A 15,635-nucleotide genomic window follows, 5' to 3' on the forward strand; every position below is an offset into this window, starting at 1 on the left:
TGGTTATCTGGTGGTGGGCTCGCTGACAGCGGCCTTGACCAGTCATGTCCTGAGACGAGACAAAGCCGCCCGAAACTCCCGAGGCGGCTTTTTTCGTGCAAAGCCTCCTCCAGAACCGGGTCCGAAGGGAAAGTGGAAGAGGTGACAGCATGGTAACCATCATCGAAGACGACGGTTCGGAAGTCTATGAGACCCGCGGCGGGATTACTGTTAGCCGCAAGCGTCGGCCAACCCCCTATGCCGATGCGGTGTCCAGCTATGTGGACAAGCTGGACGAACGCCGTGGCGCTGTCTTTTCCTCCAACTACGAATATCCGGGCCGCTATACCCGCTGGGATACGGCCATCGTCGACCCGCCGCTCGGTGTCTCGTCCTTTGGCCGCGCTGTCTGGATCGAGGCCTATAACGGCCGTGGCGAGGTGCTGCTCGATTTCATCGCAGAGCGCCTGTCGCACGAGCCGGACCTGACGCTGGGCGCGCGCACCGCTCGCAGGCTGGATCTTTCCGTCAATGCCCCCACCCGCGCCTTTACCGAGGAAGAGCGCTCCAAGATGCCGACGGTGTTTACCGTGCTGCGCGCCATCGTCGATCTCTTCCATTCGGAAGCCGATAGCGCCATCGGCCTGTTCGGCGCCTTCGGTTACGATCTCGCCTTCCAGTTCGATTCCATCGACCTTTCGCTCACCCGTCCCGATGACCAGCGCGACATGGTGCTGTTCCTGCCGGATGAAATCCTCGTCGTGGACCATCATGCCGCCAAGGCCTGGATCGACCGCTACGACTTTTCCCGCGAGGACAGGACCACTGTCGGCAAGGCGGAGGAGATTGCGCCGGAACCCTTCCGCACCACGGACATGATCCCGCCGAAGGGCGATCACCGCCCCGGCGAATATGCCGAACTCGTCGTCAAGGCGAAGGAAAGCTTCCGTCGCGGTGACCTGTTCGAGGTGGTCCCCGGCCAGAAGTTCATGGAGCGCTGCGATTCGAAGCCTTCCCAGATCTCCAACCGGCTGAAGGCGATCAACCCGTCGCCCTATTCCTTCTTCATCAATCTCGGTCATCAGGAATATCTGGTCGGCGCCTCGCCGGAAATGTTCGTGCGCGTCTCCGGCCGCCGTATCGAGACCTGCCCGATTTCCGGTACGATCCGTCGCGGCGAGGATGCGATCTCCGACAGCGAGCAGATCCTGAAGCTGCTGAATTCCAAGAAGGACGAGTCTGAACTGACGATGTGCTCGGACGTCGACCGCAACGACAAGAGCCGCGTCTGCGAACCCGGTTCCGTCAAGGTGATCGGCCGCCGGCAGATCGAGATGTATTCGCGTCTCATCCACACGGTCGACCATATCGAGGGACGCCTGCGCCCGGACATGGATGCCTTCGATGGCTTCCTCTCCCACGCCTGGGCCGTCACCGTTACCGGTGCGCCAAAATTGTGGGCCATGCGCTTCATCGAGAAACACGAAAAGAGCCCGCGCGCCTGGTATGGCGGTGCGATCGGCATGGTCGGCTTCAACGGCGACATGAATACGGGTCTCACGTTGCGCACCATCCGCATCAAGGACGGCATTGCCGAGGTGCGCGCCGGCGCAACCCTGCTGAACGACAGCGATCCGCAGGAAGAAGAAGCCGAAACCGAACTGAAGGCCTCCGCCATGATTGCCGCCATCCGGGATGCCCGCACGGGCAATACCGCCAAGATCAGCCGCGATGTGCAGACGGTCGGGCAGGGGGTGAAGATCCTGCTCGTTGATCACGAGGACAGTTTCGTTCACACACTGGCCAACTATTTCCGCCAGACGGGGGCCGAGGTTTCCACGGTGCGCACGCCGGTGCCGGAAGAGATCTATGACCGGATCAAGCCGGACCTCGTGGTGCTCTCGCCCGGACCGGGCAATCCAAAGGACTTTGACTGCAAGACGACGATCCGGACGGCCCGCGCCAAGGGGCTGCCGATCTTCGGCGTGTGCCTTGGTCTCCAGGCGCTGGCGGAAGCCTATGGCGGCGAACTGCGCCATCTCGCGGTTCCCATGCACGGCAAGCCGTCGCGCATCCGCGTACTGGAACCCGGCATCGTGTTTGCAGGCCTCGGCCGCGAGGTGACAGTGGGGCGCTATCACTCCATCTTTGCCGATCCGAAGACGCTGCACCCCGATTTCATCATCACCGCCGAAAGCGAGGATGGCACGATCATGGGCATCGAGCATGCCAGGGAGCCGGTGGCCGCCGTTCAGTTCCATCCGGAATCGATCATGACGCTCGGCGGCGATGCCGGCATGCGGATGATCGAGAACGTGGTGGCCAAGCTGTCGCGCCGCGCCAAGGAACAGGCGGCGTAAGATGGAGCCGATCGGCATCGAACCGATCCGGGAAGCGCATGTCGAGGGCTTTCATGCGGCCCTCGATACCGTTGCGCGCGAGCGTCGATATCTTTCCTTTCTGGAGGCGCCACCGCTGGAAGGCACACGCGATTTCGTGCTGGACAATATCCGCAACGGCCATCCGCAATTCGTGGCGCTCGCTGAGGGGCGGGTTGTCGGCTGGTGCGATATTCGTCGTCATCCGCGCGAGGTGCATGCCCATCGCGGTACGCTCGGCATGGGGATCGTCCCCGGCTATCGCGAGCGCGGGCTCGGCCGCCGGCTGATCACCGCCACCATCGATGCGGCCCGGGCGCAGGGGCTGCACCGCATCGATCTCGATGTCCATGCAGACAACCTGCGCGCCCGGGCACTCTACGAAAAGGTCGGCTTCGTTGAGGAAGGCATCGCGCGCGATGGTGTGCGTATCGACGGCCGGTTCATCGATGTGGTCCAGATGGGGTTGCTGCTGAGCTGAGGCAGGGTTGACGTGCCGTAAGGCTCCGGACCGGTCAGCTTGGCAATCCCACCAGTTTCTCGAACTGCTCCCAGGTATCGTCCATGGCATAGACACCGGTGAAGGGAATGTTGAGATGCCCGAACAGCGGCGTCAGCTGCCATTCGGCTGTCTTTTCATCAACACCAGCGATCTGCTGCAGATACATGACGGAGGCAAGCCCCGTGCGGTCGGCGCCGCTCTTGCAGTGAACGAGGATCGGCCCCTCCGCGTTGCGCATCAGTGCCACCAGTGCAAAGCTCTGCGCGGGCGTCAGCTCCCGCTCGGCCGACATGGTAAAATCCACGTGGTTCACCCCATGCGCTCTTGCCACGGCCAGTTCGTCCTCATACCAGCCTGCGCCGGGCTGGGCCCCCCGCAGGTTGATGACCGTGCGGATATGGTATGTCTCGATGTCCTGGCTCAGCGCCGTGCCGGAAAGCTGTGCGGAGCGGTAGAAGCGTCCGGGGATCACCTCATGGAAATTGCCCGTCCATTGGAGAGCGCACAGATAGGTGCCGAACGAGAGCGACAGCGCCAGAACCGTCTGGCCCGCACGCATGGCAATCCGTCTGTAGATCATTCTTCTGTTCCGCCCGAACCCGCTGCCCGAACCCGCTGAGGGTCGTCGGCCTGTGGCGCCAACAAGGGTCGGAGTCGTGGCCTATTTATGGCATTCCGGCCCCGGTTGAGAAGCGCTTTGACTTTTTGCGCAATCCGAGCGATAGACGCCACGAAATCGAAACCGCCGGGCGCTACAAGAGCGCTTCGGCGGTTTCGCTGTTTCAGGCCTCTTGCAAATCATTCGCATGCGCACGGAAAGACGATGACCGACGACGAGAAACAACTGGTGCAGCGGCTGGCCCTGTGGGGGATTCCCCTGTCGGTCGGCGTCATGGCGCTGAAACTCCTGGCCTGGTGGGTCACCGGTTCGGTGGCGCTGCTTTCCGACGGCCTGGAATCCTCCGTCAATGTCACGGCTGCCGTGGTGGCCTATGGCGTGATCCGCTACGCGCAGCGTCCGGCCGACGAGGACCACCAGTTCGGCCACCACAAGGCGGAATATCTCTCGGCTGTGCTGGAGGGCGTTCTGATCGTGGTGGCCGCGCTTCTGATCGTCAAGGAAGCCTGGGGCGGGCTGATGGAGCCGCACCTGCCGGAGGCGCCGGTGCTCGGTCTTGCCATCAATGCGCTGGCCGGCGTCATCAATGCCGTCTGGGCAACGGTGCTGATCCGCATCGGCACCAGCCATCGCTCGCCCGCGTTGAAGGCCGATGGCCAGCACATTCTCTCCGATGTGGTCACCTCCATCGGTGTGCTGATCGGCCTCGTGCTGGCGCTGCTGACCGGCTATGCCATTCTCGACCCGGTCATGGCGATCATCGTTGCCCTCAACATTCTCTATCAGGGCTACAAGGTGATCACCTATTCGCTGGGCGCCCTGATGGACAAGGCGGTGGAGCCGGAAGAGGAAGAGGCGATCCGCGAGGCGATCCGGACCAATTCATCCGGCGTGCTCGGCGTGCATGATCTGCGGACCCGTCGCGCGGGAGCGGCCGCCTTCATCGATTTCCACCTCGTCGTTCCCGCCAACATGGCCGTCGGCGAGGCGCATGAAATCTGCGATCGCTTGGAAGATGCGATCAAGGAGGCTATTCCCGGCGCCTCTCTCGCCATTCATGTGGAGCCGGAGGGCGAACGCGCCCATGGGCTCAAGGTCAAGGTAGAAGGTCAGTAAGATGAGCATGACGGATGTCAGCGGGCTCTCGCAGCTCGGAAAGCAGGTGGATGCCCCCACCAGCCCGGAAACGGCGGTGCTGGAGCGTGTGCCGAACAGCAATGCCGGAACCGATTACGTGGTGCGCTTCACCGCCCCGGAATTTACTTCGCTCTGCCCGATGACGGGCCAGCCGGATTTCGCCCATATCGTCATCGATTACATCCCGGGCGAGTTTCTGGTGGAATCGAAGTCGCTGAAGCTGTTTTTGTTTTCCTTCCGCAACCACGGTGCCTTCCACGAGGATTGCTCCGTCTACATCGCCAAGCGTCTTGTCGATCTCCTGGCGCCGAAGTGGCTGCGGATCGGTGCCTACTGGTATCCGCGCGGCGGCATTCCGATCGACGTCTTCTGGCAGACGGGTGCGGCACCCGAGGGCGTGTGGCTGCCGGACCAGGGCGTGCCGACCTATCGCGGCCGCGGCTGATCCGGTCCACCTGATCAAATCCTGAATACGAAAAGGCCCGGTCTGCGCGAAGGAGGCCGGGCCTTTCGTGTGTGCGTTTGCTCAGGCGGCGTCTCGATCAGACGAAATCGCTGTCGTCGCTGCCATCGTCGGTATCGTCGGCGTTCCAGTCGGTATTGTCGTCATAGCCGGCCTGCTGCAGGTTGTCGCCCACATCGGCCACCGTGGTCTGGCCCGCATCGCCGTAATAGTTGTTGATCACGGTTTCCTCGATCGGGCCGTGGCCAAAACCTTCCCCCAGAGGATTGCCGAGGCCCAGCCCCGACATGTGGTTGCCGAAAATGCCGCTGAGTGAATTGGCAAGCAGCATGCCGCCGGCAACACCGGCTGCCGTGCCGAGCGCACCTGTGAGAAAGCTGCTGCCGGCAGACGGCGCGCGCATGCCCTGCTGCGCCCACGGGCCGGCAACCGGCTGTTGCTGCGGCGGCGCATAAGCCTGGGGTGCCCCATAGGCCGGCTGCGTGCTTCCCCACGGGCCAGCGGAAGGGGCCGCCGAGGGAATGGGATTATAGGCGGGCTGCTGCGGACGCTGCGCGGGGCGCGGCGGCTGGCCGGAGCCGAAGATGGAGCTCAGGAAGCCGCCGCGCTGCTCCTCGGCAGGCGTGGCTGCCTGCGCTTCCAGGTCGCGCACGCGCGCTTCCAGTTCGTTGATGCGGCGAGAGGCGGCTTCCAGCCCCTTTTCCTGGACGATTACGGCCTGCGCCAAATAATAGGGCGCAGAGGGTTCGTTGCGCACCGCATCGGCAATCAGGCGCTCGGCCTCGCCATCCCGCGGTGTCGCGGTGGCGCTCCTGATGCGTTGGAACAGATCATTCAGCAGCTGGCGTTCTTCCGGTGACATGGCGATCTCCTGACGGGCGGATAGGTCCCCGTGCATGAGAATAAAATAGGGCCGGATTCCGGCTTTTTCAGCCGCAGCAATCTTAAATCTCGGTAAGCTTGAGAGGGCGTAAACAGGGCCGGCGAACCGGCCCCGAAAAAGCGGTCAGCCGCCGAAGACGAGCGACAGGCCGGCAAGTGCCGTCAGCGCCCCGACGATGCGGGCGACGACGGGCGTCACGCGCTGGGCGACGATGCCAAGGCCGATGCCGACGACATGCAGGAAGGCGGTGGAGAGGACGAAGCCGAGGCCGAATTCCAGCGCGCCGGCCGCGCCGATTTCCGTGCCGTGCGCATGGCCATGGAAGAGGGCAAAGACGGCAACGACTGCGGCGGAGGCGGCCACCGGCAGGCGAACCGCAACGGCGACCAGCAGGCCAAGGCCGATGACGGAAGCGAGGATTGCCGGCTCCACGAAGGGCAGGTGAACGCCGAGCACGGCGAGCAGGAAGCCGAAGGCCATGGTGGAGACAAAGGCGGCCGGCACGGCCCAGAGAGCGGCCCGCCGCTCCGGATCCCCGGCGATCTGCGCTGCCCAGAGGCCGACGGAAATCATCACCAGGACGTGGTCGGCGCCGAAGATCGGGTGCGAAAGGCCGGCGGCAAACGAGCCGTGTTCCAGCGGATCGAGATGGGCAAAGGCCGGTGCGGCGGCGGCGGCCAGCATGGCGGCGGTGAGCGAAAGGCGTTTCAACATGGTGGTTCCCCTGAAATGGCGGCGAGCGGATGCCGGGAGGCGGGCACCCATCGTCAGCCGCAAGATTAGGCAGTGCCCAAAAATCTGTCCATCCGCAAAATGACGAAGGCGGCATTCACCTTACTCGTGTTTCGCTCATTGTTTTACGTCGCCGAACGCATTATGTCCGAAGCTACGGAACTGAGATTGGAGAGCGCTCGATGCTTGATGAAAACGACGACGACAAGAGCAAGGAATTGCCGCTCGGCAAGGAAACGGAGGCGAACCTTTTCAAGTCGCGCTCGATCTTCATCTATGGCGGGATCACGCAGGAACTGGCGCAGAAGGTCTGCACCCAGCTGGTGGCTCTGGCCGCCGCCTCCGACGAAGACATTCGCATCTACGTGAACTCGCCCGGCGGCCACGTGGAATCGGGCGATTCGATTCATGACATGATCAAGTTCATCAAGCCGAAGGTCTGGATCATCGGCACGGGCTGGGTCGCATCGGCTGGCGCGCTGATCTACGTGTCGGTGCCGAAGGAACGCCGCATCTGCCTGCCGAACACCCGCTTCCTGCTGCATCAACCGTCCGGCGGCACCCGCGGCATGGCCTCCGACATCGAGATCCAGGCGCGCGAAATCATCAAGATGAACCAGCGTCTGATCAAGATCTTCTCCAAGGCCACCGGCCAGACGGAAGAGAAGATCGCCAAGGACATCGACCGCGACTACTGGCTGTCGGCCGAAGACGCCGTGGCCTATGGCCTGGTCTCGAAGATCGTCGAAAGCCAGTCCGAAATCGGCTGAGCCTTTCGCGGCAACCTGTTCGACATGCACCCCGCCGGAGCGATTCGGCGGGGTTTTCCGTATCGATACACCCGACAGAGGCGGCGCCTTCCGCCCGTCCGGGACCCGTTCTGCAAGGCAAGATCCAGCGATGAGCATTCCGACCGTTCACCCCTATCCCTTCGATCCGACCTATGGTTACAGCCTGGAGGCGCTGCTGGCGCTGATGCCGCCCGAGGCGCCGGAGGGGTTCGATGCCTTCTGGGCGCGGCGTTACGAGCGGGCGCTGAAGGTGAAGCCGCAGCCGGAGCTTCTGCCCGGCGCCAGCGACCATGACGACTGGCATGTGCGCGAGATCCGCTTCACCTCCACCGACCGGGTGCGCATTGGCGGCTGGCTCTTGACGCCGAAGGGGCGCGAGGCACGGCGTGGCATCGTCGTCGGCCATGGCTATGGCGGACGCGATGCACCGGATTACGATTATCCTGTCAAGGATGCCGCACTTCTCTTTCCCTGCTTTCGCGGCATGTCGAAAAGCCCGCATCCGCCGATTTCCGGCAATGCCGTCTGGCATGTGCTGCACCACATCGACAAGCCGGAGCGCTATGTGATCGGCGGTTGCGTGGAGGATCTGTGGATCGCGGTCTCGGCGCTTTCCACCCTGTTTCCGAAGCTTGCCGGGCGCATCGGCTATAGCGGCATCAGTTTTGGCGGCGGCATCGGCGCGCTCGCCATGCCGTACGACCGGCGCATCGATCGCGGCTTTCTGGAAGTGCCGACCTTCGGCAACCGTCCGCTGTGGCTGACCCTGCCGAGCACCGGCAGTGCGGCCTCCGTGCAGGCCTACCGACGCACGCATCCGGAGGTGGACGAGATGCTGCGGCTCTTCGATTCGGCGACCGCTGCCACCCGCATCACCCAGCCGATGCTGGTGGCGGCGGCGCGCTTCGATCCGGCGGTGGCGCCCCCTTGCCAGTTTTCGGTGGCCAATGCGCTTGCGAAATCAAAATTTAATGAAACCTTCATTCTCGACGCGGGGCACTTCGACTATCCTGACGCTGCGGTGCAGCATAACCTTCTCTCCGAGAAGGTCAGGCAGTTCTTCGGGGTGACATGATCCGGGAATATCTACGCTGGTACAGTCCACGGCTCCATCGCGACATGGAGCTTCTTGTTTTCGGTCATGCCGGCGCCAAGGTTCTGATGTTCCCGACCCGGGAGGGCCGCTTCTTCGAATATGAACAGCTCGGTGTCGTTGCGAGCCTTTCGGAAAAGGTGAGGGCGGGGCAGTTGCAGCTCTTCTGCATCGAGGGGCTGGCGGGGGAAACCTTCTACAGCCACTGGCGCCACCCCGCCGATCGCATCCGCCGCCACGCGCTCTTCGAGGACTATGTGCTGGAAGAAGTGCTGCCGCTGATGAATGCCCGCAACCCCCATGACTGCACCATCGTCCAGGGCTGCAGCCTCGGCGCCTTCCAGGCCGCCAGCCTCGCCTTCCGCCACCCGCATCTGTTCCGCAAGCTCGTTGCCTTTTCCGGCCGCTACGACCTCACCCTCAAGGTGGAACATTTCGACGATCTGCTGGGCGGCTATTATGACACCGACGTCTATTTCCGCACCCCGACCCACTTTCTCGCCAACCTTCCCGCCGGCCCGCAGCTCGACCACCTGCGCCGGATGGAAATCGTGCTGACGATCGGCGCCGAAGACCCGTTTCTTGACAACAACCGCCACCTCAGCCACCTGCTGCAGGAACACGGCGTGCAGCACCAGATGCACATCTGGCACGGCCGCGCCCACCGCGCCAGCGCCTGGCGAAGGATGGCCCCGCTTTATATTTAAGGGAGTTGGTTGGTGGGCCGCTCCAGGTGGTTCCCTAGAGGACCTGAAGTATGGCCTGCCAAGCTTTCCGGCCAAGCCTTGCGTCTGCTTCGTCATTGCCTCCATGGGCGTGTAACGCTGATCTCGGGGTGTTTTCGCCCGGCAGAAGAATGCGGTGCCCCGCGTCTGCATCCGTCAAAAGGAGCGTCAATCTGCTGTCATTGCGTCGTTGTGCGGATAGTTCCGTCGCAAAAACCTCCGATGGCCAGAGAGCATCATCGCAGCCGGCGATCAGGATCATGTCGGCGGGAGCCTTTTCGATCAGGATACGTGCGGAGGCCACAGCGTGGTTGTTCTGCGCCAGGCATTGTTGAAAAAACGAGCGATAGGAGATCAAGTGCTCGCGGTCTTCCGGTTGCCAATCAAGTATGGCGGGGACGAACGATAAGGGCTGACCACGAAACGACCACGATGACCGTTCGGGCCATGCGATGCCATCGATGCCTGCTCCTATATTGCCCCACACGACAGAGCTTGGACTGATCGCGATCACAGCGCGAATGCGGTGATCAAACGTTGATGCCAACAGGGCCGCCTCTGCGCCCTTCGACGTTCCTATAAAAATTACTCGCTGACAGCCCTTTGAGATCAGGAAGTCGATCGCATCCGTGAAGACTTCAAGCGGGATTTCATATATCCCCGCTGCCTGATTGCGTCCGCCGAACCATTGCAGGGCGAGTGCGTGAACGCCCGTCCGTGCGAAAAGGTGCGCTCTGGGAACGTCAACCCTGCCACTGGAACCGCCGAGGACGACCACTCCAGTCCCGTTCGGCTTGAGGGCAGCGACGAAGGTGCCTCTGATCCGGCCGTCCAACTTCTCTTCAACGAACAATGACATCGCAGGAATCCGCTTTCTGCTTTCAAGCCTTTCAAACGCTCTCTGAACGAACACGGTGTCAACTGCCGGTTTGGCGGGATGGGGTGCAAACAAAAACCCCGCCGAATTCCTCCAGCGGGGTCCCATCTCTCAATACATCTCTAACTTGGCTCAGAACGCCACAGCCCGGTCGCCGTCCTCGTCCTGAATGCGCGTCGGCAAACCGATCTTGTTGAGCAGATTGATAAACGGCTTCGGCGGCAGTTCTTCCACGTTCGCCATCTTCTTCACGTCCCATTCGCCTGTCGCGACCAGCATGGCGGCGGCGACCGGGGGAACACCGGCGGTGTAGGAAATGCCCTGGCTGCCCACTTCGTTATAGGCTTCTTTATGGTCAGCGACGTTATACAGGAAGACGGTCTTTTCCTTGCCGTCCTTGAAACCCTTCACGTAGTCGCCGATGCAGGTCTTGCCTTCGTAGTTGGGGGCAAGCGAGGCAGGGTCGGGCAGGCAGGCCTTCACCACCTTGAGCGGGACCACTTCGGAACCGTCGGCGAGCTTGACCGGCTGTTCGGACAGAAGGCCGATCGATTTCAGCACGGTGAAGACGTTGATGTAGTGATCGCCAAAACCCATCCAGAAGCGCACATCGGCGCCATCCATGTTCTTCGCCAGCGAGTGCACTTCGTCATGGCCGCAGAGATAGGCGCGGCGGGTGCCGACGACCGGCAGGTCATAATCCTTGCCGATCTCGAACATCTTGTTCACCTGCCACTGGCCCTTCTGCCAGGAATAGACAACGCCGGTAAACTCGCGGAAATTGATTTCCGGGTCGAAGTTGGTGGCGAAATATTTGCCGTGGCTGCCAGCATTGATGTCGACGATATCGACATCGGTCACCTTGTCGAGATACTCGTCCTTGGCGAGCCGCGCATAGGCGTTGACGACGCCCGGATCAAAGCCGGCGCCGAGAATGGCGGTGATGCCCTTTTCAGCGCATTCTTCCGCACGCTTCCACTCATAGTTTCCGTACCACGGCGGGGTCTCGCAAATCTTGTTCGGCTCTTCGTGGATGGCGGTGTCGATATAGGCGACGCCGGTGTCCATGCAGGCGCGCAGCACCGACATGTTGAGGAAGGCGGTGCCGACATTGATGACGATCTCAGTGCCCAGCCTGGTGATCAGGGCCTTGGTAGCTTCGATGTCGAGCGCATCGAGCGCATGGGCTTCGAGAACGCCCGGCTGCTTCATCGCCTTCTTTTCGTGAACCGAGGCAATGATGGCGTCGCACTTGGCCTTGGTGCGCGAGGCAATGTGGATATCGCCCAGCACGTCGTTGTTCTGCGCACATTTGTGCGCCACGACCTGTGCCACGCCGCCCGCGCCGATGATGAGCACGTTCTTTTTCATGATGGGGACCAACTCCTTGTCCAATCGTCAGAAACCTTTGCCCTGAGGAATTTCAGGAAAGGCTTTGTTCGTAGTCCGTGTATGAAAACTCGCGGACCGTCCTGAGGCTGCCATCCAGTTCGCGGATGGCGATTGCCGGCATTTTCACGCCGTTAAACCAGTTTTTCTTGACCATCGTGTAACCTGCGGCGTCCTGGATGGAGATCCGGTCGCCCACGTTCAGCTCGCTCGGAAAATCGAACTCGCCGAAAATGTCGCCGGCCAGGCAGGACTTGCCGCAGACCATGTAACGATGCGGTCCCTGGTTGGGGGAGACCTTCGCATTCTCACGATAGATCAGAAGATCCAGCATGTGCGCTTCGATGGATGAATCCACCACGACAAGGTCCTTGCCGTTGTAGAGCTTGTCGAGCACGGTGACTTCCAGCGTGGTCGATCGGGTGATCGAGGCTTCGCCCGGCTCGAGATAGACCTGCACGCCGTAGTCGCCGGCAAACCGCTTCAGCCGTTCGGCAAAGCGTTCGAGCGGATAGGCGTCGCCGGTGAAATGGATGCCGCCGCCGAGGCTGACCCATTCGGCCTTCTTCAGAAGGGGCGAAAATTTCTCTTCGATCTGGCCGAGCATGGTATCGAACAGGTCGAAATTGCCGTTTTCGCAGTTGTTGTGGATCATGAAGCCGGAGATCAGATCCATCACCGGTTCGACCTGTTTGATATCCCACTCGCCGAGCCGAGAGAAGGGGCGGGCGGGGTCTGCCAGGTCGAAGGTGGAGGACGACACGCCGGGGTTCAGCCGCAGGCCGCGGATGATGCCGGCCGACTGTTTTTCGAAGCGCTGCAACTGGCCGATCGAGTTGAAGATGATCTTGTCGGCGTGCGAAACCACCTCATCGATCTCGTAATCGGCATAGGCGACCGAATAGGCGTGCGTCTCCTTGCCGAAACGCTCGTGGCCAAGGCGCACTTCGTTGAGCGAGGACGAGGTGGTGCCGTCCATGTAGTCGCGCATGAAGTCGAACACGCCCCAGGTGGCAAAGCATTTCAGCGCCAGAAGCGCTTTGGCGCCGGAATGTTCGCGCAGCAACGCGATCTTCTCCATGTTCCGGAGCAGCTTCGACTTGTCGATGAGATAATAGGGAGTCTGGATCAAGGCTTCATCCTTCGTGAACCCAGCCGTTTCCGGCGGAAGTGAACGGGACGCCCCGAATGCGTCGGAGGGGGTCCTATGCAAAAGGGGGGAGGAAGGCAAGAGCCTCAGCGGATGCGGCGTGGCTATACGGTTATTTTCTTGCTTCTCCGGCCTTTGCGCCGCGGTCTGCGTGTTCCGCTGCTACGCGTCGATGCGGGTCGCGACCATCTCGGGGCGCATCATCCGGCAAGGCTCCGGCGGCCGCGCAGGTGCGGCAAAATCTCTCTGTGCTGTCCCGCAAGCCGTCTGTCCTTGATCGAGAGGCGGGAAAATGAAGCGGTCATTTAGCCATATGTCACTTTTGTCGCTTATGGGGATGAAACGTGGTTGTTTCCGGAAGTTGTCATGCATCTTGATTTTGCGACCGTTCTTGTCCTGCATCCTCTGTCTCTGATCGTCGGTGCGATCTGTCTGCTTTACCTGCGCTGGCACGCCCCTCAGCATCGCGGGCTGGGCAATATGGCGGCTGCCTTTCTCATCGTTGCGGCCGGGGCGCTTCTTGCGGGCATCAGCGAGCGGCATCAGTGGGGGAGTGGCATCTGGACGCTGTTCAGTTTCGCCAGCGTGCCATTCGCCTACACCCTGTTCTGGATCAGCCTGCGCAATCTCGTGCATGAGCGACCGGCCGGCCGGTGGTTGCTGCTTCTTCTGTTGCCGGCAGTGTTGGTTCTTCTGGCCGCCTTGACCGGATTCTATCTGGTGGGCATCTATCGTGCCATCGCCTACATCTCCGTCATGTCCGGCTTTGCGCTGGCCGGTGCCTGGGTGGTGATGTCTGATCCGCTGGAGGAGCGTCTCTCCAGCCGCCATGCACTGGCGGTGGTGCTCTGCATCAAGCCGCTGATCGGGCTTGTCATGGCGATCGGTCTCATCAATCCGGATCTGGCGTTGATGACGATGGCCCAGACCTTTTCCGTTCTCATCCTCTGCCAGTTTGCCACCTCGATGTTCGTGGTGATCCTTGTCCAGGAACGCGTCGAGCGTCGATTGATACGGTTGTCGGAGACCGATGCGCTGACGCGGGTCCACAATCGTCGCTGGCTGCATGACCGCCTGCCGCAGCGCGCCGTGCCGGGCGATGCCTTCGTGGTGATCGACATCGATCACTTCAAGGCTGTCAACGATCGCCATGGGCACGCCGCCGGCGATCATGTGCTGACGATGGTCGCGCAGACCATGGCCGGTCTTCTGTCCCGCGATGCGCTGTTTGCGCGCATGGGGGGCGAGGAGTTCGGGCTGTTCCTGCCGCGCCACGTGGATGTGAAGCCCGGCGTGATTGCGGAGACGCTGCGCCAGGCGGTGGCTGTGCTGCCCGTTGTCTTCCACGAAGAGCGCATACCCGTGACGATCAGCCTCGGGCTCGGCATGGCCAGCCGGGATACCTCGCTGACCGCGCTGATGGCCAAGGCCGACGAAGCGCTTTATGCCGCCAAGCGGGGCGGGCGCAACCGCGTCGTCTGCTTCCGCAACGCCGTTTCCGGCGACGGCGCACCGCAGATGCCGGACGGCCAGGCGCCGGACCGGATGAGTGCCTGATAGACGCGCACCTCACCATGTCCCGCGAAAAATCTCCAGCTTGCCTGTGGTGAGGAACCGCAGTCGACGCCCTTTCGCCTTGCCAGCCGGCGGGGAATTTGCTTCGGCTCTCCGACCCACATTCAAATCAGCCGGACTGTGCCGATGCTCAGAGATTTTTCCATCCAAGCCATGGTCATGGGCCTGCTTGCGGCCTTTGTCGGCTTCGTCAGCTCCTTTGCCGTCATCATGCAGGGGCTGAGCGCCATGGGGGCCGGGCCGGACCAGGTGGCCTCCGCGCTGCTGGTGCTGTCGGTGCTGATGGGTGTGCTCGGCATCCTCCTGCCGCTCTGGCTTCGCATGCCGATCAGCGTGGCCTGGTCGACGCCGGGGGCGGCGCTTTTGAGCAGCGTCGGCATGATCGAGGGCGGATTTCCGGCGGCGGCTGGCGCCTTTGTTCTCTGCGGCGGGCTGATCGTGCTGTCGGGCCTGTTTTCGCCGCTCGGCCGCGCGATCCGGATGATCCCCGCGCCGCTGGCCAATGCCATGCTGTCAGGCATTCTCGTCAATCTGTGCCTGGCGCCGGTCAAGGCGGTTGCCTTCAATCCCTGGCTCGGCCTGCCGATCGTCGCGACCTGGATGCTGGTGGTGATCTGGAAGCGTCTCTGGGCCGTGCCGGCGGCACTGCTCGCCTTTGCGCTGGTGCTGGTGTTCGGCGTGGATCTGCCGCCGGATGTGCTGTCAAGGCTTGGCCAGTCCATTCATCCGCAGCTTCTGCTGGTGGTCCCCGTCTTTACCCTGCATGGCTTCATCTCGGTGGCCGTGCCGCTTTTCATCGTCACCATGGCCTCGCAGAACATTCCGGGCATCGCCATTCTCAAGGTGAACGGCTACGAGCCGCCGCCGAACCCGCTTTTCGTCGCCTCCGGCCTGTTTTCCGCCATTGGCGCGGCCTTCGGTGCCGTGCCGGTGAACCTTGCGGCGATCACGGCGGCAATGTGCGCCAGCGAAGAGGCGCATCACGATCCCAAGCGGCGCTACTGGTCAGCGATCGTTGCGGGCATCGCCTATATCTTCTTCGGCCTGCTCGCTTCCGGCATCATCGCCTTCGTCGCCCTGTCGCCGCCGATCCTGTTGCAGGCGGTGGCGGGGCTCGCCCTGATCGGCGCCTTTTCCAGCGCCGCACAGGCCGCCTTCCGCGACGCCGATACCCGTGAAGCCGCCGCCATCACCTTCCTCGTCACCGCCTCCGGCACCGCTTTTGCCGGCGTCTCCGGCGCCTTCTGGGGGCTTCTGGCCGGCGCTGCGATGCTGGGGTTGAAGCGGGTGGCGACGAAGGGCTGAACTTCTCGATTTCACTGCATGGTTGTGATTTGATGAT

The 15,635-nt window shown here is 62.3% G+C and carries 15 protein-coding genes; 9 read left to right on the forward strand and 6 right to left on the reverse strand.

The window, feature by feature from the left end:
- Positions 1-149 precede the first annotated feature (149 nt).
- Both F3H95_RS07615 and F3H95_RS07620 read left to right on the forward strand, forming a co-directional pair.
- Positions 150-2,339: an anthranilate synthase gene (locus F3H95_RS07615; RefSeq protein WP_149745453.1), complete on the forward strand. Its 2,190-nt coding sequence runs from the start codon at positions 150-152 to the stop codon at positions 2,337-2,339.
- A gap of 1 nt (position 2,340) precedes the next feature.
- A complete protein-coding gene (locus F3H95_RS07620; RefSeq protein ID WP_149745454.1) occupies positions 2,341-2,838 on the forward strand; it encodes a GNAT family protein in 498 nt (165 codons plus the stop codon).
- Between the two features lie 34 nt (positions 2,839-2,872).
- Here the strand turns inward: F3H95_RS07620 and F3H95_RS07625 are convergent, their stop codons facing one another.
- Complete coding sequence (locus tag F3H95_RS07625) at positions 2,873-3,439, reverse strand: tyrosine-protein phosphatase (protein WP_244617913.1); 567 nt, start codon at positions 3,437-3,439, stop codon at positions 2,873-2,875.
- Between the two features lie 243 nt (positions 3,440-3,682).
- Here F3H95_RS07625 and F3H95_RS07630 point away from each other — a divergent pair, with 243 nt between their 5' ends.
- Both F3H95_RS07630 and queF read left to right on the forward strand, forming a co-directional pair.
- Positions 3,683-4,594, forward strand: a complete 912-nt coding sequence (locus tag F3H95_RS07630) for a cation diffusion facilitator family transporter (RefSeq protein WP_143124489.1) — start codon at positions 3,683-3,685, stop codon at positions 4,592-4,594.
- Between the two features lies 1 nt (position 4,595).
- On the forward strand, positions 4,596-5,060 hold the full coding sequence (queF, locus tag F3H95_RS07635) for a preQ(1) synthase (RefSeq protein ID WP_143124490.1): 465 nt from the start codon (positions 4,596-4,598) through the stop codon (positions 5,058-5,060).
- 97 nt (positions 5,061-5,157) lie between these two features.
- On the opposite strand, the gene F3H95_RS07640 is transcribed toward queF, so the two are convergent.
- Positions 5,158-5,940, reverse strand: coding sequence for a DUF2076 domain-containing protein (locus F3H95_RS07640; protein WP_149745455.1), 783 nt, complete (start codon positions 5,938-5,940; stop codon positions 5,158-5,160).
- 144 nt (positions 5,941-6,084) lie between these two features.
- On the reverse strand, positions 6,085-6,675 hold the full coding sequence (locus F3H95_RS07645; protein ID WP_149745456.1) for a HupE/UreJ family protein: 591 nt from the start codon (positions 6,673-6,675) through the stop codon (positions 6,085-6,087).
- Positions 6,676-6,875: 200 nt separating this feature from the next.
- Here F3H95_RS07645 and F3H95_RS07650 point away from each other — a divergent pair, with 200 nt between their 5' ends.
- The 3 genes from F3H95_RS07650 (at position 6,876) to F3H95_RS07660 (ending at position 9,284) form a co-directional block, all read left to right on the forward strand.
- The gene (locus F3H95_RS07650; RefSeq protein WP_143124495.1) at positions 6,876-7,463 is read left to right on the forward strand and encodes an ATP-dependent Clp protease proteolytic subunit; all 588 of its coding nucleotides are present in this window, start codon (positions 6,876-6,878) and stop codon (positions 7,461-7,463) included.
- Positions 7,464-7,593: 130 nt separating this feature from the next.
- The gene (locus F3H95_RS07655; RefSeq protein ID WP_143124496.1) at positions 7,594-8,559 is read left to right on the forward strand and encodes an acetylxylan esterase; all 966 of its coding nucleotides are present in this window, start codon (positions 7,594-7,596) and stop codon (positions 8,557-8,559) included.
- Positions 8,556-9,284, forward strand: a complete 729-nt coding sequence (locus F3H95_RS07660) for an alpha/beta hydrolase-fold protein (protein WP_143124498.1) — start codon at positions 8,556-8,558, stop codon at positions 9,282-9,284. The genes F3H95_RS07655 and F3H95_RS07660 overlap by 4 nt, the downstream gene beginning before the upstream one ends.
- A 34-nt stretch (positions 9,285-9,318) precedes the next feature.
- On the opposite strand, the gene F3H95_RS07665 is transcribed toward F3H95_RS07660, so the two are convergent.
- The 3 genes from F3H95_RS07665 to F3H95_RS07675 all read right to left on the reverse strand — a co-directional run bounded on the left by F3H95_RS07665 (position 9,319) and on the right by F3H95_RS07675 (position 12,700).
- Positions 9,319-10,161 (reverse strand): acyl-CoA thioester hydrolase/BAAT C-terminal domain-containing protein, encoded by an 843-nt coding sequence (locus F3H95_RS07665; protein ID WP_149745457.1) that lies wholly within the window; start codon positions 10,159-10,161, stop codon positions 9,319-9,321.
- A gap of 150 nt (positions 10,162-10,311) precedes the next feature.
- Positions 10,312-11,550, reverse strand: coding sequence for a saccharopine dehydrogenase family protein (locus F3H95_RS07670; RefSeq protein ID WP_143124501.1), 1,239 nt, complete (start codon positions 11,548-11,550; stop codon positions 10,312-10,314).
- A 52-nt stretch (positions 11,551-11,602) separates the two neighbouring features.
- Entirely contained in the window at positions 11,603-12,700 is a 1,098-nt protein-coding gene (locus tag F3H95_RS07675; protein WP_149745458.1) for a carboxynorspermidine decarboxylase, read from the reverse strand.
- A gap of 384 nt (positions 12,701-13,084) precedes the next feature.
- On the opposite strand from F3H95_RS07675, the gene F3H95_RS07680 reads away from it, so the two are divergent.
- Both F3H95_RS07680 and F3H95_RS07685 read left to right on the forward strand, forming a co-directional pair.
- Complete coding sequence (locus tag F3H95_RS07680; protein ID WP_149745459.1) at positions 13,085-14,275, forward strand: GGDEF domain-containing protein; 1,191 nt, start codon at positions 13,085-13,087, stop codon at positions 14,273-14,275.
- Positions 14,276-14,419: 144 nt separating this feature from the next.
- Positions 14,420-15,598 (forward strand): benzoate/H(+) symporter BenE family transporter, encoded by a 1,179-nt coding sequence (locus tag F3H95_RS07685; protein WP_149745460.1) that lies wholly within the window; start codon positions 14,420-14,422, stop codon positions 15,596-15,598.
- Positions 15,599-15,635 lie beyond the last annotated feature (37 nt).

The organism is Rhizobium sp. RU35A, assembly GCF_900156005.1.
Lineage (GTDB): Bacteria > Pseudomonadota > Alphaproteobacteria > Rhizobiales > Rhizobiaceae > Neorhizobium > Neorhizobium straminoryzae.